The organism is Kitasatospora sp. NPDC001159 (assembly GCF_053598235.1).
This window is the reverse complement of record NZ_JBSFJV010000114.1, coordinates 1-23,134: the sequence shown is the minus strand read 5'-3', so window position 1 is coordinate 23,134 and position 23,134 is coordinate 1. Positions and strand designations below refer to the sequence as shown.

At 73.0% G+C, this 23,134-nt stretch carries 22 protein-coding genes; 7 read left to right on the top strand and 15 right to left on the bottom strand.

All coding sequences use genetic code 11. The features are described from left to right. Positions 1–268 precede the first annotated feature (268 nt). The 3 genes from ACWC9T_RS35505 to ACWC9T_RS35495 form a co-directional block, all read right to left on the bottom strand. Positions 269–1,072, bottom strand: coding sequence for a DUF3710 domain-containing protein (locus tag ACWC9T_RS35505; protein WP_449825173.1), 804 nt, complete (start codon positions 1,070–1,072; stop codon positions 269–271). Positions 1,073–1,141: 69 nt separating this feature from the next. Further along, on the bottom strand, positions 1,142–1,609 hold the full coding sequence (dut, locus tag ACWC9T_RS35500; protein WP_396252040.1) for a dUTP diphosphatase: 468 nt from the start codon (positions 1,607–1,609) through the stop codon (positions 1,142–1,144). Further along, positions 1,606–2,184: a PaaI family thioesterase gene (locus tag ACWC9T_RS35495; protein ID WP_449825175.1), complete on the bottom strand. Its 579-nt coding sequence runs from the start codon at positions 2,182–2,184 to the stop codon at positions 1,606–1,608. Before ACWC9T_RS35495 ends, dut begins: the two co-directional genes overlap by 4 nt. Positions 2,185–2,319: 135 nt before the next feature. Here ACWC9T_RS35495 and ACWC9T_RS35490 point away from each other — a divergent pair, with 135 nt between their 5' ends. Beyond that, a complete protein-coding gene (locus tag ACWC9T_RS35490) occupies positions 2,320–2,769 on the top strand; it encodes a DUF3093 domain-containing protein (protein ID WP_449825172.1) in 450 nt (149 codons plus the stop codon). 280 nt (positions 2,770–3,049) lie between these two features. Here the strand turns inward: ACWC9T_RS35490 and ACWC9T_RS35485 are convergent, their stop codons facing one another. From ACWC9T_RS35485 to ACWC9T_RS35470, 4 genes are all read right to left on the bottom strand, one after another. Next, positions 3,050–3,349 (bottom strand): DUF4193 domain-containing protein, encoded by a 300-nt coding sequence (locus tag ACWC9T_RS35485; protein ID WP_189922429.1) that lies wholly within the window; start codon positions 3,347–3,349, stop codon positions 3,050–3,052. A gap of 482 nt (positions 3,350–3,831) precedes the next feature. Further along, the gene (locus ACWC9T_RS35480; protein ID WP_449825171.1) at positions 3,832–4,815 is read right to left on the bottom strand and encodes an acyl-ACP desaturase; all 984 of its coding nucleotides are present in this window, start codon (positions 4,813–4,815) and stop codon (positions 3,832–3,834) included. A 239-nt stretch (positions 4,816–5,054) separates the two neighbouring features. After that, on the bottom strand, positions 5,055–6,365 hold the full coding sequence (locus ACWC9T_RS35475) for a sensor histidine kinase (protein WP_449825170.1): 1,311 nt from the start codon (positions 6,363–6,365) through the stop codon (positions 5,055–5,057). 84 nt (positions 6,366–6,449) lie between these two features. Beyond that, complete coding sequence (locus tag ACWC9T_RS35470) at positions 6,450–7,103, bottom strand: response regulator transcription factor (RefSeq protein WP_030057689.1); 654 nt, start codon at positions 7,101–7,103, stop codon at positions 6,450–6,452. A 442-nt stretch (positions 7,104–7,545) separates the two neighbouring features. Here ACWC9T_RS35470 and ACWC9T_RS35465 point away from each other — a divergent pair, with 442 nt between their 5' ends. After that, a complete protein-coding gene (locus ACWC9T_RS35465; RefSeq protein ID WP_030057688.1) occupies positions 7,546–7,731 on the top strand; it encodes a hypothetical protein in 186 nt (61 codons plus the stop codon). A gap of 107 nt (positions 7,732–7,838) precedes the next feature. Here the strand turns inward: ACWC9T_RS35465 and ACWC9T_RS35460 are convergent, their stop codons facing one another. Together ACWC9T_RS35460 and ACWC9T_RS35455 are read right to left on the bottom strand one after the other, a co-directional pair. Beyond that, a complete protein-coding gene (locus ACWC9T_RS35460; RefSeq protein ID WP_449825169.1) occupies positions 7,839–8,657 on the bottom strand; it encodes an inositol monophosphatase family protein in 819 nt (272 codons plus the stop codon). A gap of 20 nt (positions 8,658–8,677) precedes the next feature. Beyond that, the gene (locus ACWC9T_RS35455) at positions 8,678–9,820 is read right to left on the bottom strand and encodes a ferrochelatase (protein ID WP_449825168.1); all 1,143 of its coding nucleotides are present in this window, start codon (positions 9,818–9,820) and stop codon (positions 8,678–8,680) included. 130 nt (positions 9,821–9,950) lie between these two features. Between ACWC9T_RS35455 and ACWC9T_RS35450 the strand changes: the two genes are divergently transcribed. Further along, positions 9,951–11,219 carry an MFS transporter gene (locus ACWC9T_RS35450; RefSeq protein ID WP_449825167.1) on the top strand — a complete coding sequence of 423 codons (1,269 nt, stop codon included), beginning with the start codon at positions 9,951–9,953 and terminating at the stop codon, positions 11,217–11,219. A gap of 121 nt (positions 11,220–11,340) precedes the next feature. Next, positions 11,341–12,663: a D-arabinono-1,4-lactone oxidase gene (locus tag ACWC9T_RS35445; protein ID WP_449825166.1), complete on the top strand. Its 1,323-nt coding sequence runs from the start codon at positions 11,341–11,343 to the stop codon at positions 12,661–12,663. Here ACWC9T_RS35445 and ACWC9T_RS35440 read toward each other — a convergent pair. Continuing rightward, entirely contained in the window at positions 12,660–13,517 is an 858-nt protein-coding gene (locus ACWC9T_RS35440; protein ID WP_449825165.1) for a hypothetical protein, read from the bottom strand. The genes ACWC9T_RS35445 and ACWC9T_RS35440 overlap by 4 nt on opposite strands. 517 nt (positions 13,518–14,034) lie before the next feature. Between ACWC9T_RS35440 and sepH the strand changes: the two genes are divergently transcribed. Further along, positions 14,035–15,114 carry a septation protein SepH gene (gene sepH / locus ACWC9T_RS35435; protein ID WP_449825164.1) on the top strand — a complete coding sequence of 360 codons (1,080 nt, stop codon included), beginning with the start codon at positions 14,035–14,037 and terminating at the stop codon, positions 15,112–15,114. A gap of 111 nt (positions 15,115–15,225) precedes the next feature. Here sepH and ACWC9T_RS35430 read toward each other — a convergent pair whose 3' ends face one another. Beyond that, positions 15,226–16,101, bottom strand: coding sequence for a sulfurtransferase (locus ACWC9T_RS35430; protein ID WP_449825163.1), 876 nt, complete (start codon positions 16,099–16,101; stop codon positions 15,226–15,228). A gap of 165 nt (positions 16,102–16,266) precedes the next feature. Here ACWC9T_RS35430 and ACWC9T_RS35425 point away from each other — a divergent pair, with 165 nt between their 5' ends. Continuing rightward, the gene (locus ACWC9T_RS35425; RefSeq protein ID WP_449825174.1) at positions 16,267–17,007 is read left to right on the top strand and encodes a VOC family protein; all 741 of its coding nucleotides are present in this window, start codon (positions 16,267–16,269) and stop codon (positions 17,005–17,007) included. A 24-nt stretch (positions 17,008–17,031) separates the two neighbouring features. On the opposite strand, the gene ACWC9T_RS35420 is transcribed toward ACWC9T_RS35425, so the two are convergent. The 4 genes from ACWC9T_RS35420 to ACWC9T_RS35405 all read right to left on the bottom strand — a co-directional run bounded on the left by ACWC9T_RS35420 (position 17,032) and on the right by ACWC9T_RS35405 (position 22,518). Beyond that, complete coding sequence (locus ACWC9T_RS35420; protein WP_396252030.1) at positions 17,032–17,688, bottom strand: thymidine kinase; 657 nt, start codon at positions 17,686–17,688, stop codon at positions 17,032–17,034. A gap of 61 nt (positions 17,689–17,749) precedes the next feature. After that, entirely contained in the window at positions 17,750–18,937 is a 1,188-nt protein-coding gene (locus ACWC9T_RS35415) for an alkaline phosphatase family protein (protein ID WP_449825162.1), read from the bottom strand. Between the two features lie 45 nt (positions 18,938–18,982). After that, on the bottom strand, positions 18,983–19,579 hold the full coding sequence (locus ACWC9T_RS35410; protein WP_449825161.1) for a DUF5998 family protein: 597 nt from the start codon (positions 19,577–19,579) through the stop codon (positions 18,983–18,985). A gap of 92 nt (positions 19,580–19,671) precedes the next feature. After that, entirely contained in the window at positions 19,672–22,518 is a 2,847-nt protein-coding gene (locus ACWC9T_RS35405) for a bifunctional acetate--CoA ligase family protein/GNAT family N-acetyltransferase (RefSeq protein WP_449825160.1), read from the bottom strand. A 227-nt stretch (positions 22,519–22,745) separates the two neighbouring features. Here ACWC9T_RS35405 and ACWC9T_RS35400 point away from each other — a divergent pair, with 227 nt between their 5' ends. Continuing rightward, the gene (locus ACWC9T_RS35400) at positions 22,746–23,027 is read left to right on the top strand and encodes an HPr family phosphocarrier protein (protein ID WP_449825159.1); all 282 of its coding nucleotides are present in this window, start codon (positions 22,746–22,748) and stop codon (positions 23,025–23,027) included. The last annotated feature ends 107 nt before the right edge of the window (positions 23,028–23,134 follow it).

Below are 23,134 nucleotides of genomic sequence, written 5' to 3'. Positions count from 1 at the left end.
GGAACGGACACTTCCTTCAGGCCGCCTTCCAGCGGGCCCTCCGGGCGCTTCGTTCTTTCGTGTTTCCAGCTTATCAGATGTTTTCCGCTCCGTTTTCCGGAGTTTCATTCATCGGATTCGCTTTCCGCTTTGCCGCCCCGGTCTCCCGCGGCGACTCCGGAACTGTACGGGGACCGACCCGCCACATGCAAATCGCCCCCGCCGGGGGTTCCGGGCGGGGGCGATGTGACGGCGATCAGATCCGGCGAACCGGATCAGCGGGCCCGGATCAACGGACCTCGGTGATCTCCGGGCCACGCGCGAACGGGTCGAGCGCGGTGCCGCCGAAGCGGCTCTCGCCCTCGCCGGCGGCGGCAGCAGCCCCGCCACCGTCGGCAACCATCTGGGCGTCCTCGGGAAGCTTCAGCACGATCGGGTCGCGGGGCGCCATCGGGCTCTCACCGCGCACGACGACGGTCTGGCGGAAGACCTGCTCCAGGATGCCGGCCATCTCGGGCTGCACGGCGGCCTGGCCCGAGATCACACCACGCAGGAACCAGCGCGGGCCGTCGCAACCGACGAAGCGCACCAGCTGCACACCCTGGGTGCCGTCCGGGAGCTGCACCGGGACCTGGGCGCGGAGGTGCCAGCCGAGCGGGCCCTCCTCCTCGTCCACGAGGCCGCCCTGCGAGGTGATGCCGTTGGCGATCTCCTCGCGGACCTCCCCCCAGATGCCCTCCGACTTGGGGGCCGCGAAGGCCTGGAGCTGGATGGCGCTGTTGCCGAGCACGAGGGTGGCGGCGACGATCGCGTCACCGGCGACCTCGACGCGCAGCTCCATGCCCTCGACACCGGGGACCAGCAGACCCCCGAGGTCGACGCGGCCCTCCTCGGGGTTCTCCAGCTCGGAGTGGTCCCACGGGCCGTCCGGCCGCGGGGCCGGCGGCAGGCCGACCTTGTCGGCCGGGTCCAGCTCGGTCACGTTCTCGCTCTCGGCGGAACCTTCGACGTCATCGGCCGTCTCGTCGGCGCTGATGGCGTCGTCGGCGAGCTGCTCGACAGCGTCCTCGCTCTTCTGGCGACGACGGAACACGGTCACTGTCCTTCCCGGTCCAAGACCGATGCGAATACCTGCTCGGCTTCCTGCGAGGCCGCGGGAATGCTAGACCGCGGCGTGGCCACCGGTCGACCCGAACCCACCCTCAGCGCGTGCCGACCCGGGCAGCTCGGCCACTTCGTGGAAGCGGGCCTTCTCGACCTGCTGGATGACCAGCTGGGCGATCCGGTCCCCTCGGCGGAAGCTGACCCCCTCGCGCGGGTCCAGATTGACGACGATCACCTTGATCTCTCCACGGTACCCGGCATCGACCGTCCCCGGGGCGTTCACGAGCGCAACTCCGCACCGAGCTGCGAGCCCGGAGCGGGGGTGGACGAAGGCCGCGTAGCCGTCCGGGAGCGCGATGGCGACGCCGGTGGGGAGCACCGCCCGCTCACCGGGGGCCAGCTCGGCGTCGACGGTGGTGCGCAGATCGGCACCGGCGTCCCCGGGCTGCGCGTACTCGGGCAGGGGCAGCTCGGGGTCGACGCGCCTGATCAGGACGTCCAGCGGCGGGCGGGGGGTCTCGCTCAAGGGTTCACCTCAAAGGCTCGTGCGCGCTTCATCAGATCCGGGTCGTCGAGGACCTTCTCGATGTCCTCGGGACGACCGTGCGTGGTGAAGTGTTCCAGCTTCACCTGGATGAAGAGCGCCTGAGCACGCACGGCGACCGGTCCGTCCGGCCCGCCGATCCGCGCCTCGGCGGCGCTGTAGATCTTGCGGCCGTGCACGCCGGTGATCCAGGCGCGCAGGTGCAGCACCGAGTCGACGGGCACCGGGCGGAGGAAGTCGGTCTCCAGCCGGCCGGTCACCGCGGGGGCGTGCAGCAGCCAGCTGAGCGTGCCGAGGGTCTCGTCCATCGCTGTTGTCAGCACGCCGCCATGGGCCAACCCAGGGCCGCCCTGGTGGACGTCCCGGACGGTGAATTCGGCGGTGACGTCGAGCCCCTCGCCGGCGACCGCGTCGATCCGCAGGCCGCCGGGGTGCTGCGGGCCGCAGCCGAAGCAGTGCTCGTAGTGGGCGCCGAGCCGGGTGCCGGGGGCGGGCGCCTCGGGTGCGCGCGCCGGCAGGGCGGCGTCCGGCGGCGGGGTGGTCGGGGTCGGCGGCAGCGCGGGCGCCAGCGGGTCGGTGGGGGTGGTGGGGGATGTCGTACCGGTCACGCCGACCCACCCTACCCAGGGGTAGCAAGGCCTCCGGTGGGGGTGGCGTCCCGCCCCCGGCGTCAGGGCGCCCACAATGGAGGCATGTACGACGAACGCCTCACGGTGCCGCGCTCCTGGTGGCTGCTCCCGGTCGCAGTCGGTCTCACCCTCGCGCTGATCCTGATCCGGGTCAGCGGCCCGGCCGCGTTGATCGGCCTGGTGGTCGGCATCGCCGTCGGCGCGGTGGCGATCAGCAGCTACGGCTCGGCCCGGATCCGCGTGGTGCAGGGCTCGCTGGTGGCCGGACCGGCCCGGATCCCGGTGGAAGCGCTGGGCGCCGCGCACGCGCTGAGCCCCTCCGAGGCCACGGCTTGGCGCGGTCCGAAGGCCGACCCCCGCGCCTTCATGCTGCTGCGCAGCTACGTCCCGACGGCGCTGCGGGTCGAGGTGGACGACCCGGCCGACCCGACGCCCTACCTCTACCTGTCGACCCGCTCGCCGATGAAGCTGGCCGACGCGCTGGAGGAGGCCCGGCGCGGCGCCCGGACGTAACGGGCGCGACCCGGGGCGAGAAGGCCGAGAAAACCGAGAGGGACGGTTCCGCTGCTGCGGGACCGTCCCTACGACTTTGTCCTGGCCGACGCCCTACTGGCCGGTGCTGTACCGGTCGAGGCCTTGAGTGCCTGTGCGCCGCCGAACGACTCCGTCCTCCCGGGCCCGTCCCTGTGAACGGTCCGCGGACCTGCCGTCCGGCCCCGCTGCCCGGGGCCGGAAGGGGCGTTGTGCCGGTCCCGCGGGAGCCGCGGGCACCGGGCGCTGTCCGCTACGGCGCTCAGGCGCCGCAGTCCCGGCAGATCGGGTTGCCGTTCTTCTCGCTGTAGAGCTGGCTGCGGTGGTGCACCAGGAAGCAGCTCATGCAGGTGAACTCGTCGGCCTGCTTCGGCAGCACCCGGACGGCGAGCTCCTCGTTCGAGAGGTCGGCACCGGGGAGCTCCATGCCCTCGGCAGCCTCGAACTCGTCGACGTCGACAGAGCTGCCGCCCTTGTCGTTCCGCCGAGCCTTGAGTTCCTCGATGCTGTCCTCGTTGAGCTCGTCGTCAGTCTTGCGTGGGGTGTCGTAGTCCGTTGCCATTTTTCGCTCTCCCCCTCCGGGTTGTGCGGTGTGTGCGGTATCTCCAGCGCACGTAACGCATGGGAGGTCGGTCTTGTGCCCGACCCGAGGCGGAGATTTTGCCTTACTTCAAGCCCTGTTACTCAATCGACACTCAGCCAGGGCTCCGTTGGGGTGATCCCTTGGGGCGCGGGAGGCCTCACGCTGGGCCATCACCGACCCCCCGCACGCCCGCCGTGGCCGCGACGCTCAGTGAGCGAAGACCGTACTGGTGTCCGCCGAATCCCTTGCCCACCAGGGATGCCGACCAATCCTTCGGACCGCCCGCAGGTCGGAATCCAGTTACGGACGGCGATCGACACCCCCAACAGGGTGATCACTCTCCGGGGTTGCCTGACGCCAGGGAGCGATACGGCGTGAGCTTGGTCACGTTCGAAATTTTCCTGGGCAAATCACGGAAAATCCACCCACTCCGACCTCCCGGCGAAGGGCCGCCGGAGCCCCTACTCGGCGGCGCGGCGGGCCGCCCGGCGCGCCAGTATCGCGGCCTGGCGCTCCTCGAACTTGCGCGCCTGCGCGTCCAGCCCGTCCAGGAACACACCCAGCTCGTTCTGGGCCACCATGCCCTCCGGGCCGAGGCCGCCGATCTCCATCACGCGCAGGTTGCGCAGCACCGGCTGCAGCACGTCGTCGTGGTGGATGCGGAGGTTGTACACCCCGCCGAGGGCGATCTGCGCGGCGGCGCGCTCGAAGCCGGGGATGCCGTGGCCGGGCATCCGGAAGTTGGTGACCACGTCGGCGATGGCGCGCATGGCCTGGTCAGGGGCGATCTCCAGGGCGGCCTTCAGCAGGTTCCGGTAGAAGACCATGTGCAGGTTCTCGTCGTTGGCGATCTTCGCCAGCAGCTGCTCGCACAGCGGGTCCCCGGCGAACTTGCCGGTGTTGCGGTGCGCGATGCGGGTGGCCAGCTCCTGGAAGGCCACGTACGCGACCGAGTGCAGCATGCTGTGCGCGTTGTCGGACTCGAAGCCCTCCGACATGTGGTTCATCCGGGCCCGCTCCAGCTCCACCGGGTCGACGGCCCGGGTGGCGAGCAGGAAGTCGCGGATGGCTATGCCGTGCCGGCCCTCCTCGGCGGTCCAGCGGTGCACCCAGGTGCCCCAGGCACCCTCACGGCCGAACATGGTCGCGATCTCGTGGTGGTAGCTGGGGAGGTTGTCCTCGGTCAGCAGGTTCACCACCAGTGACACCCGTCCGAGCGGGGTCACCTTGGACTGCTCGACGTTCCAGGCCTCGCCGCCCAGCACGCCGTCGAAGTCGCGGCCCTGGCTCCACGGGACGAACTCGTGCGGCATCCACTCCTTGGCTACGCCCAGGTGGCGGTTGAGCTCGTTCTCCACGACCTCTTCGAGGGCCAGGATCAGCCGCGTGTCGGTCCAGCCGCTCGATCCGAGCGAGGTGCTGCTCTGCACAGGGGCGATGGTCACGGTCTTGCTCCTGGGGGACGGGCACGCGCGGGACGGGCGCGTAGGGCGGGCACACGCGGTACGGAGCCGTCGGCGGGGCACACCGGCGGACGCACTTACGGTTGCGTAGGTTACGACACCGTAAGTTGCCCGGGCCGGAAATGACAAGCCGCCCCCGGCAGGCCTTATGTCGTCTTGACAGGCCTGACGGGGGCGGCTGAAAACAGTCGCCCACGGAACATGACGACCCGGGGGATCCGTTACGGCGTGGGAATGCGCACCCGCATGGTGAGGCCGCCGCCGGCGCGCGAGGTGGCCTCGATGGTGCCGCCGTGGGCGTGCACCACCGAGCGGACGATGGACAGGCCGAGCCCGACCCCCTTGTCGCTGCGGGTGCGGTCGGCGCCCTTGATCCGGCGGAACGGCTCGAAGATGTGCTCCAGCTCGTACCCGGGCACCACCGGGCCGGTGTTGGAGACCACCAGCTCGCCGCCGCCCGGCACCTCGGCGGTGGCCAGCTCGACCCAGCCACCGGGGGTGTTGTAGCGGACGGCGTTCTGCAGCAGGTTGAGCGCGAGCCGCTCCAGCAACACGCCGTTGCCCGCGACCACGGCCGGATCGAGCTTCGAGCGCAGCTCGACCTCGCGCTTGTCGGCCTCGCCCCGGGTCTGCTCCAGCGCCCGGGTGGCAACCTCGGACAGCTCCACCGGGCGGCGGTCGGTCAGCTCGTTCTCGCTGCGGGCGAGCAGCAGCAGGCCCTCGACCAGCTGTTCGCTGCGCTCGTTGGTGGCCAGCAGGGTCTTGCCGAGCTGCTGGAGGTCGGGCGAGGCGGCCGGGTCGGAGAGCTGGACCTCCAGCAGGGTGCGGTTGATCGCCAACGGGGTGCGCAGCTCGTGCGAGGCGTTGGCGACGAAGCGGCGCTGGGAGTCGAAGGAGCGGTCCAGCCGGTCCAGCATGCCGTCGAAGGTGTCGGCGAGCTCCTTGAGCTCGTCGTCCGGCCCGTCCAGCTCGATCCGGCGGTGCAGGTCGGAGGAGGCGACGTCGCGGGCGGTACGGGTGATCCGGCCGAGCGGGCGCAGCACCCGGCCGGCCATCGCGTAGCCGGCCGCGAAGGCGATCACGGCGAGGCAGACCAGCACGGTGAGCGACTTCTGCAGCAGCGTGTTGAGCGCCGAGGTGGAGCGGGACTCGTGGATCGAGGCGAGCGCCTCGTTCAGCTGGTCGCTGGACATCGGGCGGCCGTTGACGTAGAAGGTCGACGACACGCTGCCGTTGGGGTTGAGCACGGTGAAGTTGAACTGCTGCGGCGCCACGTCGTGCAGCGCCTGCCGGACGAAGAAGTACATCAGCAGCAGCAGCACGACGCCGGCCATCAGGAACATCCCGCCGTAGAGCAGGGTCAGCCGCATCCGGATGGTGGGGCGGAACGGCAGCCAGGCGAGCATCCCGTCGCCGGGCACGTACGTGTCCTGGCGGGGCTGGCGCGGCGGCAGGACGGGCTTCGGCGGGACGGGGCGCGGGCCGCCGGCGGGCGCGCCGGAGGGCCCGCCGACCGGGGGCGGGGTGGTCATGATGGTCCTCTCGGGGCGTCCGCCGGGGCGGGCGCGGGGTGCGGCGGGGAGTCCTCGGGGGGACTTCCGGGGGGCGTGTTCCAGTCAGATCCGGTAGCCGGAACCGGGCACGGTGACGATCACCGGCGGGTCGCCGAGCTTGCGGCGCAGCGTCATCACGGTGACGCGCACGACGTTGGTGAACGGGTCGGTGTGCTCGTCCCAGGCCTTCTCCAGCAGCTGCTCGGCGGAGACGACGGCGCCGCCGGCCCGCATCAGCACCTCCAGGACGGCGAACTCCTTGGGGGCGAGCTGGACGGTGCGTCCGTCGCGGATCACCTCGCGCCGGCCGGGGTCGAGCGAGATGCCGGCCCGCTCCAGCACCGGGGGCAGCGGGATGGTCGCGCGGCGGCCCAGCGCCCGGACCCGGGCGACGAGTTCGCTGAAGGCGAACGGCTTCGGAAGGTAGTCGTCCGCGCCGATCTCCAGGCCCTCGACCCGGTCGCTGATGTCGCCGGAGGCGGTCAGCATGATCACCCGGGTGGCCAGTCCCTGCTCGACCACCTTGCGGCACACGTCGTCGCCGTGCACCAGCGGGAGGTCGCGGTCCAGGACGACCACGTCGTAGTCGTTGACCGCGATGCGCTGGAGCGCGGCCTCCCCGTCGTACACCACGTCCACGGCCATCGCCTCGCGGCGCAGGCCGGTCGCGACGGCCTCGGCAAGCAGCTGCTCGTCCTCGACGACGAGAACCCGCACGGTCGTTGTCCCTTCTCCAGGCCGGCCCCGGAAGCGGACGCACGGCTCCGACGGTGCCTCCATCCTGCCTGGTCCTGCGGTAAAGCAGCGATAAGCTGCCGCTCAGGCACGGAGCGGAGCCCCCCGCCGGTGACCGTTCGTGCCGGGACCGCTCCGCTTGGAATGTGACACGGGCAACTTTCTTGCGGCAGGAGGTTTCCCCGGCCTCCGGGCGGGGAGGACAGCTGCACACCCGCGATCTGGCTGTTGGCCGATCGCACCCACCCGCCGTGCGTTCATCCGCGCCGGCCCTGGGGCTGGGATGTCACCGGGAGCGGCCGAAGGCCGTCTCCGCGCCCGACCGGAGATCCACCACCCGCCGGCCCGGACGCTTTCGCTGGCTTGACCTCCTCGGGGCGGAGAACGTACGACCGTGCACGTCCGACACAGTAAGGGGGCCCGTATGGACGCCTTCAAGGCCGGAATCCTGCAGCGCATAGCCAACGCCGAGCAGGACCTGCACCGCGCGATCGAGGCCGGGGACGAGTTCCTCGCCGAGGTGGAGCAGTCCGAGCTGGACGACCTGCGTCGTCTGGCCGCCGAGCACGGTGTGGACACCGTGCTGGAGCGCCACCGCACCGCCGCCTGACCCGACGCCGGTCTCCGGCACCTGCGGCCCTGCGGGGGCCGTGCGAAACCCCCAGGCCCTGGCATCCCCCGTATGCCAGGGCTCTTCGCATGTCCGGGGTCCCCCGGTCAGTCCGCCCAGGCGCGCAGCGCGGCCAGGCGCTCCTGCAGCGGCTCGTACACGCCCGGGGCGGCGGCCACGGTCAGCTCGCCGTCCGGGCCATGCCCGGGGCGGCCGCCGACCAGGGCGCCGGCCTCGGTGGCGATCAGGCAGCCGGCCGCGCGGTCCCAGGGGGCGAGGCCGCGTTCGTAGTAGCCGTCCAACCGCCCGGCGGCCACGTCGCACAGGTCCACCGCGGCCGCCCCGCCCCGGCGGATGTCCCGCACCTCGGGCATCAGGGCGAGCAGCACCTCGGCCTGGCGCACCCGCACCGACTGGACGTAGTTGAAGCCGGTGCCGATCAGCGCCTGGCCCCAGGGCGGGGCCGGGCGGGTGGAGACCGGCCGGCCGTCGAGGCGGGCGCCGCGGCCGAGGACGGCGTGGAACAGCTCGCCGCGCGCCGGGGCGTAGACCACCCCGACGACGGCGCGGCCGTCCACCTCGGCGGCCACGCTGACCGCCCAGGAGGGCAGCCCGTAGAGGTAATTGACCGTGCCGTCGAGCGGGTCGACGACCCAGCGCACCCCGCTGGTGCCGGGGCGCTCGGCGCCCTCCTCGCCGAGGTAGCCGTCCTCGGGGCGGCGGTCGGCGATCAGCTCCAGGAGGAGCTTCTCGGAGGCGAGGTCCATCGCGGTCACCACGTCGACCGGGCTGCTCTTGGTGCCGGCCACGCCGAGGTCGGCTGGGCGGCCGTCGCGCAGCAGGGCGCCGGCCTGCCGGGCCGCGTCCAGGGCGACGTCCAGCAGGTCGTCTAGGAGCCGGTCGTCGGGCAGGGCGGGGGTGGACACGGGTTCTCCTCCGGAAGGGGTCAGCGCTCTGCGGCGGCAGGGCGGGGGGCGCGGGGGTTGGGGCAGCAGGCCACGGCGCACACGTCGTGGCTGGGGCCGAGCGTGCCCAGGGCGCAGCGGGTCACGCTCCCGCCGCGCTCGACGGCGGCCCGTTCCAGGACCAGTTCGCGCACGGCGGCGGTGAACCGCGGGTCGGCGCCGACGGTGGCGGCGCGGGCCACCGGCAGGCCGAGTTCGGCGGCCTTGGCGACGGCCTCGGTGTCGAGGTCGTACTTGACCTCCATGTGGTCGGAGACGAACCCGATCGGGACCATCACCACGGCCGGCGCGCCGTCGGCGTGCTGGGCCTCCAGGTGGTCGCAGATGTCGGGTTCCAGCCACGGGATGTGCGGGGCGCCGCTGCGGCTCTGGAACACCAGCTGCCACGGCCGGTCGGCTACGCCGGTGCGCTCGGCGACGGCCGCGGTGATCAGCCGGGCCACGTCCAGGTGCTGGGCGACGTACGCGCCGCCGGGGGTGCCGCGGGCCGGGTCGTCCGGGGCGCCGGAGGTCTCGGCCATCGCGTCCGGGATGGAGTGGGTGGTGAACGCCAGCCGGGCGGCGGGGCGGACGGCCTCGGGCAGCTGTTCCAGGGCGGCCAGGGTGGCGTCGATCATCGGCTCGACGAAGCCGGGGTGGTTGTAGAAGTGCCGCAGCTTGTCGACGGTCAGCGCCGGCCCTCCCTCCTCGGCGAGGGTGGCGAGCGCGTCGGCCAGGTTCTCCCGGTACTGGCGACAGCCCGAGTAGCCGGCGTAGGCGCTGGTGGCGAGGACGGCGATCCGGCGGTGGCCGTCGGCGGCCAGCTCCCGCAGGGTGTCCACCAGGTAGGGCGCCCAGTTCCGGTTGCCCCAGTACACCGGCAGGTCCAGCCCGTGCTCGGCGAAGTCCTTCCGCAGGGCGGCGAGCAGTTCGCGGTTCTGCCCGTTGATCGGGCTGACCCCGCCGAACATGAAGTAGTGCTTGCCCACCTCCTTCAGGCGTTCCTTGGGGATGCCGCGGCCGCGGGTGACGTTCTCCAGGAACGGGACGACCTCCTCGGGGGCCTCGGGCCCGCCGAAGGAGAGCAGCAGCAGGGCGTCGTACGGGGCGGCGCCGGAGGGGGAGGGTTTGCGCGCGTCGGACATGGCACCGATCCTGCCACTGAGGGGACGGGGCCCGGCGCCGGGGCCGCGCGGGTGTCCGGAAAATACTGTTTGCCAACGTACGTAAGCTGTGTTGACCAGCTTTGTTCCTTACCCCCTGTCCGGAGCTCCCGTGCTGTCCAGCTACCGCCGAATATTCGCCTCCCCCGGCACCGTGGCCTTCTCCTCGTCCGGCTTCATAGCCCGCCTGCCGATCTCCATGGCCGGCATCGGCATCGTGACCATGCTCTCCCAGCTGACCGGGTCGTACGGACTGGCGGGCGCGGTCCAGGCGACGATGGCGATCGCCGCCGGGGCCCTCGGCCCGGCGGTCTCCTGGCTGGTCGACCGACGCGGACAGCGCCGTGTCGCGCTCCCGGCCACCGCGCTGACCGTCGCCGCGGCGGCCGGAATGCTGCTCAGCGCCCACTTCCACGCACCGTCCTGGACGCTCTTCCTCTTCGCCGTCGGCCTGGGCGTGATGCCCAGCGCCGGCGCCATGGTCCGCGCCCGCTGGGCCCACCTCTACCGGGACGACACCGCCAAGCTACACACGGCGTACTCCTTCGAGGCCGTCGTCGACGAGGTCTGCTTCATCGTCGGCCCGATCGTCGCCATCGGCCTGGCCACCAACCTCTTCCCCGAGTCCGGCCTGCTGGTCGCCGTCGTCGCGCTCGCCGTCGGCATCGCCCTGTTCACCGCCCAGCGCAACACCGAGCCGCCCGTCCACCCGGCCACCGCCCGCAGCGGCAGCAGCGCCATCCTCAACGGCGGCCTGGTCGTCCTGGTGCTCACCTTCATCGCCACCGGCGCGATCTTCGGCTCCGTCGAGATCGTCACCGTCGCCTTCGCCGACGCCCAGGGCCACAAGGGGCTCTCCAGCGTCGTCCTCGCCGTGTGGGCGGTCGGCTCGGGCCTGGCCGGCATCGTCTACGGGGCGCTCAGGCTCAAGAGCCCGCTGTCCACCCGCTTCTTCGTCGGCGTGGTGATGATGGCGCTCAGCATGGTCCCGATCCTGCTCGTCGCCTCCACCATGCACGGCATCGGCGGGCTGGTGGCGGCCGGCGCCGCCCTGTTGATCGCCGGCCTGGCCATCTCCCCCACCCTGATCTCGGCGATGGCCCTGGTCGAACGACTCGTCCCGGCTGCCCAGCTCACCGAGGGCATGGCCTGGACCACCACCGGGCTCGCCCTCGGCGTCGCCTTCGGATCCTCGGTCGGCGGCTGGGTGGTCGACGCCTCCGGCGCCGCCTCGGGCTACTGGGTGCCGCTCGCCGCCGGCCTGCTCGGGGTGCTCGCCGCCCTCGCCGGACTCGGCCGCCTGCGCGCCGGACTCGCCGCCGAACAACCGTCCGAGGCGGCCGCCGAAGAGGCCGGACGACCCGTAGACGCCGAACGGTGAACTGACTAATCTCGCCCTACCCGTGGCCCTACCCGCGGGTAGGGCCTGTCTCCTGGGAGTCGCCGGACCAGGCCGCCCCGGACCGCGCCGACCCGTTCGGCCACGGAGCAGGAGGCACAGCATGCCCCAGGCCAGTACCGCGACCCGCACCCGGTGGACCAACTGGGCCGGGAACCAGAGCGCCCTCCCCGCCCGGACCGCCACCCCCGGCACCGCGGAGGAACTGGCCAAGGAGATCCTGCGCGCCGCCGACCGGGGCCGCACCGTCAAGGCCGTCGGCTCCGGCCACTCCTTCACCGCCATCGCCTCGGCCGGCGACGGCCTGCTGATCCGCCCGCACGCGCTCACCGCCGTCCGCGAGATCGACCGCACGGCCGGCACCGTCACCGTCGAGTCAGGCCTCCCGCTGAGCCGCCTCAACCGGATCCTCGCCGCCGAGGGCCTCTCCCTCACCAACATGGGCGACATCGAGGTCCAGACCGTCGCCGGCGCCACCAGCACCGGCACCCACGGCACCGGCCGCGACTCCGGCTCGCTCGCCGCCCAGGTCCGCGCCCTGGAGATCGTCCTCGCCGACGGCACCGTCAAGCGCTGCTCCCCCACCGAGAACCCCCGGCTCTTCCAGGGCGCCCGGCTCGGCCTCGGCGCCCTCGGCGTGATCACCGCGCTCACCTTCGGCGTCGAACCGGCCTTCCTGCTGAGCGCGCACGAGCAGCCGATGGACTTCGACGAGGTGCTGGAACGCCTCGACGACCTCACCGCCGTCAACGAGCACTTCGAGTTCTACTGGTTCCCGCACACCGACCGCTGCTCCACCAAGCGCAACAACCGCAGCCAGGGCCCGGCCGCCCCGCTACCCCGGTTCAAGGAGTGGCTGGAGGACGACTTCCTCTCCAACACCGTCTGGGAGGGCGCCTGCCGGGTCGGCCGCCGCTTCCCCCGTTCCATCCCCTCGATCGCCGCGCTCGCCAGCCGCGCCTGGTCCGACCGCAGCTACACCGACACCGCGTACAGGGTGTTCACCAGCCCGCGCAAGGTCCGCTTCGTGGAGATGGAGTACGCCGTCCCGCGCGCGGCCGTCGCCGAGGTGCTGCGCGAGCTGAAGGCCCTGGTCGAACGCTCCGACTGGAAGGTCAGCTTCCCGGTCGAGGTCCGCTTCGCCCCCGCCGACGACCTCTGGCTCTCCACCGCCTCCGGCCGGGACAGCGCCTACATCGCCGTCCACCTCTACCGGGGCACCGTCGACCAGGGCTACTTCACCGGCGTCGAAGAGCTGATGACCGCCCATCAGGGCCGCCCGCACTGGGGCAAGCTGCACACCCGCGACGCCGAGTACCTGGCCGGCGTCTACCCCCGCTTCGGCGACTTCACCGCGCTGCGCGACGAGGTCGACCCGCAGCGCGTCTTCGGCAACGACTACCTGCGCCGGGTGCTGGGGGCCTAGCCCACGGGGGTCTCGGCGGGCGGAGGGGCCACCGTCGCGTTCGCCGGGGCACTGCTCGGCACCGGCGACTGCGGCGTGGCCTCACCGGCGGGCTTCCCGCCGCCGCCCGGCGGCGGGAAGGAACCGGCCGACGGGCTCGCGCTCGGCCCCGCCGAGGGCGAGGCGCTCCCACCGTGCTCGCCGCTGCCGCCGCTCGGGGTGGCGCTCGGCTCCCGGCTCGGCCGGGTCGTCGCCGGGGCCGAGGCACCGCCGGACGGCGAGTCCTGCGAGCCGCGCCCGCCGCCACCAGAGGACGGCTGCTGCGACGGGGCGTCCTGCGGCGTCGATTCCTTCGGCGCCACCGCGCCGCCGAAGGACGTCCCGTTGCCGGACTCGCCCTTCACCGTCGCCGACACCGGCTGCCCGGTGGCCAGCTCGAAGGCCACGATCGGCGTCATCGCCAGCACGAACACCAGCCCGGACACCGCCGCGCAGGTCTTCCAGGTCCACCGCCGGCGCGCCCGCACCACCTGCGGCTCGTTCCACTCCGACGTGATCACCTGCGGTCCGGCCGGCGGCTCCGCCTCCGCAGGCACCTGGCGCAGCGAGTTCGCGGCCTGGTTCGGCCCCCGGTCCACCGCCTCGCGCAGCTGCTCGCCGGTCCGCTTGAAGACGTGCTGGAACACCGCACCGCCGGTGGTGGCCCCGACACTCACCACCGCCGCGCCCATGATCGTGCCGTACACCCCGAGTTCGGAGGCGAGCAGCGCTCCCACCACCGCGGCCAACGCACTCGCCACGACCTGAGCCACACTCAGATCGATCCGCTTGCGCTCCTTCTTGCCGCCCTCCCCGGCGGGGCTCCGCTCCGACATCAACATCCCTCGGTCCGTACGACTGTTCTTCGAGCAAGTCACTCCATCTTGCCCAAAGAAGGACACAAGGGACGAAAATGCGGTTCTCCGCCGCCGGATTGTGTGAAGATGATCACCGTTCACCCGACGGTGGTCCGCCATTGGGGGCATGCGCTCTTGAGATTCCCGTGAATCGCGGGAGACTTGAGCGGCGAGCCGCCCCTTCGGATGCCACGAATGGAGTACTGTTCGTAAAGCCCGAGCCTTGGGTCGACTTGTCGACTGTGCCTGCACCGGCAGCTTGACGAAGAGCCACGGAACGGGCACGCACGGCGACGCCGGTCCCGGATCGTCGCGATCTCTGCTCGTGCGAGGACGGCCGGGACACCCAGGCGCGACGTCGACGGATGACGTGGCAAATAGGCAACCGTGCCACAGCGGCGTGCCCGGGCGTGAGCCCGACACGCCGGGGAACTCAGCAAGGTTGTGGCCAGTCGCGATTGGGCAGGCCACACTCAGTACGGGAGCAGCGACGCAGGTGACGTCGGCAGGCACCACCCGGGAGGTAACCGTGCCCGAACTGCGGGTTGTGGCCGTCAGCAACGACGGCACACGGCTGGTGCTCAAGGCTGCCGACAGCACGGAGTACACCCTCCCCATCGACGAGCGGCTGCGCGCCGCCATCCGCGGCGACCGGCCGCGCCTCGGCCAGATCGAGATCGAGGTCGAGAGCCACCTGCGTCCCCGGGACATCCAGGCCCGGATACGAGCCGGTGCCTCCGCCGAGGAGGTCGCCCAGGCCGCCGGCATCTCCGTCGACCGGGTCCGCCGCTTCGAGGGACCGGTCCTCGCCGAGCGTGCCTTCATGGCCGAGCGCGCCCGCAAGACCGCCATCCGCCGCAACGGCGAGTCCCCCGGGCCGCAGCTCGGCGAGGCCGTGGCCGAGCGGCTCGCGCTGCGCGGCGCCGAGAAGGACACCGAGCGCTGGGACTCCTGGCGGCGCGACGACGGCACCTGGGAGGTCATCCTCGCCTACCGGGCCGACGGCGAGGGCCGCAGCGCGTCCTGGACGTACGACCCGCCCCGGCGCCTGGTCCAGCCCAACGACGACGAGGCCCGCGCGCTGATCGGTGAGACCGTCGAGCGCGAGGAGGACTCGGTCTTCCCGTTCATCCCGCGGATCGCCCGGCTCCCCCAGGACCGGCCGCCCCGCCCGATGATCGACCGGCCCTCCGCCGACCGCATCATGTCGGCCCGCGAGGTACGCGAGTCGCGGGAGGCCACCGCCGAGTCCCGGGACTCGCTGACCAGCCTGCTCGACGTGGTCCCCGCCTTCCGCGGCGACCTCGCCGTCGGCGGCCCCACCCCGATCGAACCGGTGCCCGCCGAGGTCGCCGAGGAGAGCGAGGAGCCGGCCGCGGCCGCCGCCCCGGCGGTCGGCGCGGGCTCGGCCTACGCCGACATCCTGATGCCGCGCGCCGTCGCCCCGCACCGCGAGCGCCTGGTCGGCACCACCGACCGGCAGGCCGAGGCGGACGGCGTCCGGCCCGGACGCCGGGCCACCGTGCCCAGCTGGGACGAGATCGTCTTCGGCAGCCGGCGCAAGAAGCAGGAGTAGGACTGACGCCGAAGGGGCGGGAGGCTCGGCCTCCCGCCCCTTCGGCATGTCCGAGGGCCTGTCTCTTGCGTTTCGTCCGATCAGGCGGGGACGCGAGAGACAGACCCGGGCTCAGCCCGGCTGGTCGGTCACCGCGACCGGGCGGCTCTCGTCGCTCGACCACTCGCTCCACGAACCCGGGTACAGCGTGGCGTTCAGGCCCGCCGCCGCCAGCGCCAGGATCTGGTGCGCCGCCGTCACACCCGAGCCGCAGTACACCGCGGTCTCCCGCTCGCCCGCGCCCAGCGCCCGGAACCGGGCCGCCAGTTCGGCGGCCGGCCGGAACCGGCCGTCCGGGCCCACGTTCTCGGCCGTCGGCGCCGACACCGCACCCGGGATGTGCCCGGCCCGCGGGTCCACCGGCTCGCTCTCGCCCCGGTAGCGCTCGCCCGACCGGGCGTCCAGCAACAGGCCGCTGCGCGCCCAGGCCGCCGCGCCGTCCCCGTCGACCGTCGGCAGCTGGCCCGGAACCGGCTTGAAGTCGCCCTCAGCCGGCTCCGGCGGCTCCGCCGTCACCGGCAGCCCGGCCGACCGCCAGGCCGCGAAGCCGCCGTCCAGCACCCGGACGTCCCGGTGCCCGGCCCAGCGCAGCAGCCACCAGGCCCGGGCCGCCGCCATCGAGGCCGCGCCGTCGTACACCACGACCGGGCGCTCGGTGCTCACCCCGAAGCGGCGCATCGCGGCGCCGAACTCCTCCGGGCTCGGCAGCGGGTGGCGCCCGCCCCGGCCGGGGGCGCCGGGCGCGGCGGCGAGGTCCCGGTCCAGCTCGACGAAGTGGGCACCGGGCAGGTGCCCCGCCCGGTACTCCTCGGCCGCGGTCGGGCCGCCCGGTGCGGTGCCGACCAGCTGGTAGCGAACGTCCAGCAGCACCGGCGGGCACGCGGAGTCGAGCGCCTCCGCCAGCTCGGCCGCGGAGATCAGCGGGGAACCGTCGTTGTAGGTGGTCATGCCGGCCATTGTCGCGCAACACGCCCAAGCCACCCCTCTTTGTGCGCTCTTTGCCGGATTTTCCGCGCGGCCCGAGGGTTGGGCGCGCGCCAGGGTGGAAGCATCACCCTCGCGCGCGAGGATTCCGTGCGCCAACCACCCACGAGGAGGCCCGCATTGCCCGCGGTGGAACTCCGACTGGCCCAGGGCACGCCCTGCTGGGTCAGCCTGCTGACCGACGACCTGCCCGGCGCCCGCGCCTTCTACGGCGAGCTGCTCGGCTGGACGTACTCCCTCGGGCCGGGCCAACTCGGCGCCTACGTCCGGGCCGAGCTCGACGGGGAACCCGTCGCCGGCCTCGGTGTCTCCACCGCCACCGGCTTCCCGGTGCAGTGGACCACCTACTTCGCGGTGGACGACGCCGACCGCACCACCCAGCTGGTGCGCGAGTGCGGCGGGACCGTCGCCGTCGGGCCGCTGCAGGCCGAACGCGCCGGGCGGATGGCGATCGCCGCCGATGTCTCCGGCGCCGTCTTCGGCCTCTGGCAGGGCGAGGAGCACCTCGGCCGGGAGGCCGGGACGGAACCCGGCGCACCCGTCTGGGCCGAACTGCTCACCCCGGACGCGGACGGCGCCGCCGTCTTCTACGCCGCCGTGCTCGACCGCCCGGTCCGACCCACCGGCGGCGAGTCCGCGCTCCTGGTGCACGGGCGCCCGGTCGCGGGCATCCGCCACCGCGCCGACCTGCGCGGCCACCCGCCGCGCTGGCGCACCCACTTCGCCGTCCGGGACGTCGCCCTGTCCGCCCGTCACGCCGTCGAGCTCGGCGGCCGCGTCCTGGTCGAGCCGCACGACACCGTCCGCGGCCGGGCCGCCCGGCTGGCCGACCCGCAGGGCGGGCACTTCTCGGTGCTCGAGGCGCTGTAACCCGCCCGCTCGCCTCCGGGGCGGTCAGGCCTGCTGCTCCTCGAAGGGCAGCACGTCCGGGGAGAGCACCGAGGCGCGGGCGGTCGCGGCGGTCAGCCGACGGCGGTGGTGCCGACGGCACAGCACCTCGTAGCCGACCTCGTCCTCGTTCACCGAGATGTCGCCGATCACCACCTGGGCGCCCTCGACCACCATCACCCCGCCGACCGTCCGGGCGTTGTGGGTCGCCCGCGCGCCGCACCAGCACAAGGCCTCGACCTGGAGCACCTCCACCCGGTCGGCCAGCTCGATCAGCCGCTGCGAACCGGGGAACAGCCGGGTGCGGAAGTCGGTGGTGATGCCGAAGGTGTAGACGTCGATGTCCAGCTCGTCCACCACCCGGGCCAGTTGGTCGACCTGCTCGGCGGCGAAGAACTGCGCTTCGTCGCAGATCAGGTAGTCCACCCGGCCGCCCGCCGAGAGCCGCTGCACCACGTGCGCGTGGAAGTCGAAGTCGTCCGTCACCTCGACCGCCTCGGCGCGCAGGCCGAGCCGGCTGGAGATGGTCGCCGCGCCCGCGCGGTCGTTGCGGGTCAGGATGACCCCCTGCCGGCCCCGCGCGGTGTGGTTGTGGTCCATCTGCAGCGCCAGCGTCGACTTGCCGCAGTCCATCGTGCCCGAGAAGAACACCAGTTCAGCCATGGGTGGAGCAAGGGCCTTTCACATCAATGGGGTTCGGGCACAGGAAAGTCAACGGACCAACTCAGCCGCGGACTTCGAGCAGCGGCACGAACTGCTCGGCCGGGGTCATCGAGCCGTGCAGGCCGATCATCGCGGACTCGCCGGGCTCGTTGCGGGAGGCGGTGATCGCGATGTCGTCGCGGGCCGCGGCGACCACGTCGCCGATCCGCCGGTACACCCGCTCGTCCACGGTCGGGCCGAACCAGCCCGCCGCGATCGCCTGGTCCCGGGTGGCCACCCACATCCGGTCACCGAGCACCTCGCTCCAGACCGCGTGCACATCGGCCGCGGCGCCCGGTACGGCGTACACGTGCCGGGCCCGGCCCTCGCCGCCGAGCAGGGCGACGCCCGCGCCGAGCTCCCAGTCCTCGTCGAAGTCGATCCGGTCCTCCGGCGCGATGTCGATCATGCCGTGGTCCGCGGTCACGTACATCACCGAGCGCGGCGGCAGCTGCTCGGCCAGCCGACGGGCCAGCCGGTCCACCGCGTCCAGGGTCATCCGCCACTCGTCGGAGTCCACGCCGAAGCGGTGGCCCGCGCCGTCCAGCTCGCTGACGTAGGTGTACACCAACGCCCGGTCGTGCTCGGCCAGCCAGGAGGCGGCCAGGTCCATCCGCTCCTCGCCCGTGGTGCGGCCGAGGAAGGTGCCGCCGGACAGCGCCACCTTGGTCAGCGGGGTCTGGGCGAACAGCGGGGAGGACACCTGGGCGGTCGCCACTCCCGCCTGATGGGTGAGCTCGAAGACCGTCGGGTACGGCTGCCAGGCCTGCGGGTCGGTGTGCGGCTGCCAGCGCAGCTGGTTCATCAGGTAGTCGGCGCCCGGCACCGCCACCGTGTACCCGGCCAGGCCGTGCAGGCCCGGCGGGGTGCCGGTGCCCACCGAGGCCAGCGAGGTCGCGGTGGTGGACGGGAAGCCCGCGGTCAGCGGCCGGCCGGTGCCGCCCAGCGAACTCCCGGCCAGCGAGGACAGGAACGGCGCGTACTCGGGGTGGCGCAGCAGCAGCTCCCAGCCCAGGCCGTCCACCAGGAACACCACCGCCCGGTCGGCCGGGGCGATCGGCAGCGTCGCGGTGAACCCCGGGACGCCCAGGCCCGCCACCACCGAGGGCAGCAGGTCGCAGAGCGAGCCGCTGCCGTACGGGGGCGCGGGAGCCGCGGCCGGGTCAAGGATCTCGAAGGCGTCGTAGCCGTCGGAGGGTGCGAAGGACATGGAACCGGATTCGTAGCGGTCGGAAGCTGCGGACTCAGCCGGGGCTCAGACCCGCGGGCCGTTGCTGATCGTCGCGTCGGACAGTGCCCGGGCGAACACCAGGGCCTGGGCCACCGTCTCCGGGCCGTCGCCGGCCTCGCTCACCCGCAGTGAGAGGTCGTCAGCCGTCGCCGAGCCGGTGTAGCCGTGGTCGGCCTCACAGTTCGGGTCCGAGCAACCGGCCGGCTCCAGGTCCAGGCGCTGCACGGCGCCCCAGCCGATGGTCAGCACCACCTCGCGGGGCAGCGTCCCCGGGGTGTACGTCTCCGGGTTGGCCACCATCCGGCTCACCACGACCGAGCCGATCCGGTCCAGCCGGACGCTCTCCGTCGAGGTCGTCGCGAACGGCACCGCGGGGCTGCCCGCGTCGCCCGACTGCTCGTCGGTGTGGCTCACCACGAACCGGGTCGGGGTCAGCACCAGCACCGTCACGTGGCGGCGCACCTCGTTGGAGTCGAAGGTCGTCTCCTGGTGCACCAGGTAGGAGCTGATCGGCTCCGGGCCCACCGCGGACTCCACCGCCTCGGACACCAGGGCTGGGTAGTAGCCGCTGCGCTCGATCGCCGAGCGCAGGTCCTGAGTGGTGGTACCGGTCTTCGCCATAACTCCATCCTGGCATGGTCCGCCGACGAAGCGGGCGGCACGGCGCCGAGCTTCGGACATCAGCGCCCACGGGCAGGCGCAACCAAGGAAGGTTACAGCGTGCTCATCGCGCGCGGGCCCAGATCGCTGCGGACGGGCAGTGGCGCGACCCGCACCCGCGCGCCCAGGACCGCCAGTCCGTGCGGGGCCACGACCACCGGTTCGAGATCGACCGAGGCGATCTCCGGTACGTCGTCCACCAGCTGCGACACCCGCAGCAGCAGCTCCTCCAGGGCGCCGGTGTCCACCGCCTCGGCCCCGCGCCAGCCGAACAGCAGCGGCGCCGCCCGGACCTCCCGGATCAGGCCGGCGACGTCCTGGTCGGTGGCCGGAACCAGGCGGTGGGCCACGTCGCCCAGCAGTTCGGCCGGGGCGCCGGCCAGTCCGAAGGAGAGGATCGCGCCGACCGACGGGTCCACCGTGGCGCCGATCACGGTGTCCACCCCGCGCGGGGCCAGCCGCTGCACCACCAGCTGGGCCCCGGCCGCGCCGCCGAGCAGGGCGTCCAGCTCGCGGTGGGCGCGCCGCAGGCCCGGCTCGCCGGTCAGGTCGAGCCGGACGCTGCCCAGGTCGGGGCGGTGGCGCAGGTGCGGGGCGGTTGCCTTCAGGGCCACCGGGTAGCCGAGCCGTTCGGCGGCCCGGACGGCGCTCTCCTCGTCCGGGGCGGGCAGCGTCGGCGAGACGTCGATGCCGTAGCGGGCCAGCAGTTCCTGGGCCTCGGCCTCGGCCAGGGTGATCCGGGCGCCGCCGGGCTGGGTGCGCGCGGCGATCGCGGCGCGGGTGCTCAGCGCGGTCGCCACCAGGGCGCGGGCGCCGGGCTCGTCGATCCGGTCCAGCTCGGGGACGCGTGCCGTCTCCTCCGCCTCCGCGGTGCGGCGGCGCCACTGGGCGTAGTGCACGGCGTGCGCGAGGGCGTGCACGGCGCGCTCGGGCGCCGCGTAGGCCGGGATACGCCCGGGGCGCAGTCGGACCGGCAGGTCGGTCAGGGCTAGGTGGGCCAGTACCAGGGGCTTTCCCAACTCCCGTGCGCGCACGCCCGCTTCGAGCAGGGCGGTGGCGATCTCCGGGTCGTCGGAGCCCATCTCGGGGTTGTCCGGGCCGGTCAGCCGGCCGCCCATGAAGGCGTGCGCGGAGGTGCCGATCGGTGGGATGGCCACGGCGATCACGGCGTCCACGGCGGGATCGCTGAGCGCGACGTCCAGCGCGATCCGGAAGTTCTCGCCGGTCGCGGCCGTGGTGAGGTCGACGGGCGTGCGCGGACGCAGGCCGGCGCTCAGGCAGGCGTCGTAGGTGAGCAGGCCGAGCGAGTCGGAGTTGCCGACCACGGCTACCCGGTCGCCCGGCGGCAGCGGCTGCTGGGCGAGCAGTTCGCCGGTGTCGAAGAGCTCGGTGATGGTCGCCACCCTGGTCACACCGGCCTGTTCGAACAGTGCGTCCACGGTGGCGTCGCGCAGGCCGGTGGCGGTGGCCGGGACGGCGTGGCCGGGCGGCAGGCTGCCGGTGTGCCGGGCGCCCTTGACCACGACGACCGGCTTGACGGCGGCCAGGCGGCGCGCGATCCGGGTGAACTTGCGGGGGTTGCCGAAGGACTCCAGGTAGAGCAGCACCACCTCGGTGGCGTCGTCCTCGGCCCAGTACTGCAGGAAGTCGTTGCCGGAGACGTCCGCGCGGTTGCCGACCGAGGCGAAGGAGGAGACGCCTAGGCCGCGCTTGTGGGCGGCCTCCAGCAGGGCCACGCCGATCGCGCCGGACTGGCAGAAGATCCCGAAGCCGCCGCGGTCGGGCAGGTGCGGGGCGAGTGAGGCGTTCAGCGGACGCTCGGGGTCGGTGCTGATCAGGCCGAAGGCGTTCGGGCCGACCACCCGCATGCCCGCCGCGCGGGCCTGGCGGACCAGGGCGCGCTGCCGGTCCCGGCCCTCCGGACCGGTCTCCGCGTAGCCGGCGGTGACCACCACCAGGCCCTGCACCCCGCGCGCGCCGCACTCGGCGACGGCCGCCGGGACGGCGCTCTCGGGGACGGCGATCACCGCGAGGTCGACCGGCTCGGGAATGTCCAGGATCGAACGGTGGACCGGTACGCCGTCCAGCTCGGTACCGGGCGGGGCGTTGCGGTTGACCGCGTGGACGGCGCGCGGCTCGCCCTTGGGTTCGTACCGGCTCTCGAACTCGGTGTCGAAGCTGCCCAGCAGGTCCCGCAGGATGGCCCGGCCGACGGTCTGCGGGTTGCGGGAGACCCCGACCACGGCCACCGAGCGCGGGGTGAGCAGCCGCTGCACCGAGCGGGCCTCGGCGCGGTGCTCGCGGGCGCGCATCACGGCGAGCGAGCGGTCGGTCTGTTCGAGGTCGAACTCCAGGTGCACCACGCCGTCGGCGAAGCTGCGGCGCTGGGTGTAGCCGGCGTCGGTGAAGACCTTCACCATCTTGCGGTTCTCCGGCAGCACCTCGGCCTGGAAGCGGCGGATGCCGCGCTCCTGGGCGACGGCGGCGATGTGCTCCAGCAGAGCGGAGGCCACGCCGCGGCCCTGGTGGGCGTCCTGGACGAGGAAGGCGACCTCGGCGTCCGTGCCGTTGTCGGAGGGGCGGCCCTCGGCGTCGATCCGGTCGTAGCGGACGGTGGCGATGAAGCGGTCCCTGATCACCACGGCGAGGCCGACCCGGTTGACGAAGTCGTGGTGGGTGAAGCGGCGGACGTCCTTGTCGGAGAGCCGCGGGTACGGGGCGAAGAACCGGAAGTACTTCGACTGGTCCGACACCTGCTCGTAGAACTCCACGAGCCGTCCGGCGTCGGCGGGGGTGATCGGCCGGATCCGGGCCGTACCGCCGTCGCGCAACAGGATGTCGGCTTCCCAGTGCTGGGGATAGTCGGGCTGCTCGGGGTTCGCCACCGCGCGGTCTTCCACATTCGTCAGATTATCCGGCGGCAGGCCGAATGGCGGTGGTCGCGTGCTCGCGGCAGGGTGGACGAGGCCGCCGGCCGGGCTTTATGCCCCGAAAAGAAACAATCACAACTCCTGAACGCGGCGGTTCGTCGGGGCCACCTGCGTGCAACACTGGTCTAGACAACACGGCCGTTTCCCCCGCTCCCCCGAGCACGGCCGTGACCAGCTTCACCGGAAAGGCACGTCTCATGGCTGAGCGCCGCGTCACGATCGGTTGGGCCGAGGGCCTGCACGCCCGTCCCGCCTCCATCTTCGTCCGGGCCGTCACGGCCACCGGCGTGCCGATCACCATCGCCAAGCCGGGCGGCAACCCGGTCAACGCCGCCTCCATGCTCGGCCTCCTCGCCCTGGGCGCCCAGGGCGGCGACGAGGTCATCCTCGCCTCCGACGCCCCCGACGCCGGCGAGGCCCTCGACCGCCTCGCCAAGCTCGTCCAGGAGGGCCTCGACGAGCTCCCGGCCGCAGCCTGAGCCCTCGCAGCTGCCCGATCGGGGTCGCAGCCCCCATACTTCACCTGCTTCACCACCCCACTCCACCGGCACCTTCCCGCCCTCACGAGGAGGACCCGCTGGCCAGC

What these genes read in the sequence shown, in the direction of transcription:
- ACWC9T_RS35490 (WP_449825172.1), top strand. Translation starts at nt 2,320, where the DNA reads ATGTACGACGAACGCCTCACGGTGCCGCGCTCCTGGTGGCTGCTCCCG.
- ACWC9T_RS35485 (WP_189922429.1), bottom strand. Translation starts at nt 3,349, where the DNA reads ATGGCAACGGACTACGACACCCCACGCAAGACTGACGACGAGCTCAAC.
- ACWC9T_RS35475 (WP_449825170.1), bottom strand. Translation starts at nt 6,365, where the DNA reads ATGACCACCCCGCCCCCGGTCGGCGGGCCCTCCGGCGCGCCCGCCGGC.
- ACWC9T_RS35465 (WP_030057688.1), top strand. Translation starts at nt 7,546, where the DNA reads ATGGACGCCTTCAAGGCCGGAATCCTGCAGCGCATAGCCAACGCCGAG.
- ACWC9T_RS35455 (WP_449825168.1), bottom strand. Translation starts at nt 9,820, where the DNA reads ATGTCCGACGCGCGCAAACCCTCCCCCTCCGGCGCCGCCCCGTACGAC.
- ACWC9T_RS35445 (WP_449825166.1), top strand. Translation starts at nt 11,341, where the DNA reads ATGCCCCAGGCCAGTACCGCGACCCGCACCCGGTGGACCAACTGGGCC.
- ACWC9T_RS35440 (WP_449825165.1), bottom strand. Translation starts at nt 13,517, where the DNA reads ATGTCGGAGCGGAGCCCCGCCGGGGAGGGCGGCAAGAAGGAGCGCAAG.
- ACWC9T_RS35430 (WP_449825163.1), bottom strand. Translation starts at nt 16,101, where the DNA reads ATGACCACCTACAACGACGGTTCCCCGCTGATCTCCGCGGCCGAGCTG.
- ACWC9T_RS35420 (WP_396252030.1), bottom strand. Translation starts at nt 17,688, where the DNA reads ATGGCTGAACTGGTGTTCTTCTCGGGCACGATGGACTGCGGCAAGTCG.
- ACWC9T_RS35415 (WP_449825162.1), bottom strand. Translation starts at nt 18,937, where the DNA reads ATGTCCTTCGCACCCTCCGACGGCTACGACGCCTTCGAGATCCTTGAC.
- ACWC9T_RS35410 (WP_449825161.1), bottom strand. Translation starts at nt 19,579, where the DNA reads ATGGCGAAGACCGGTACCACCACTCAGGACCTGCGCTCGGCGATCGAG.
- ACWC9T_RS35400 (WP_449825159.1), top strand. Translation starts at nt 22,746, where the DNA reads ATGGCTGAGCGCCGCGTCACGATCGGTTGGGCCGAGGGCCTGCACGCC.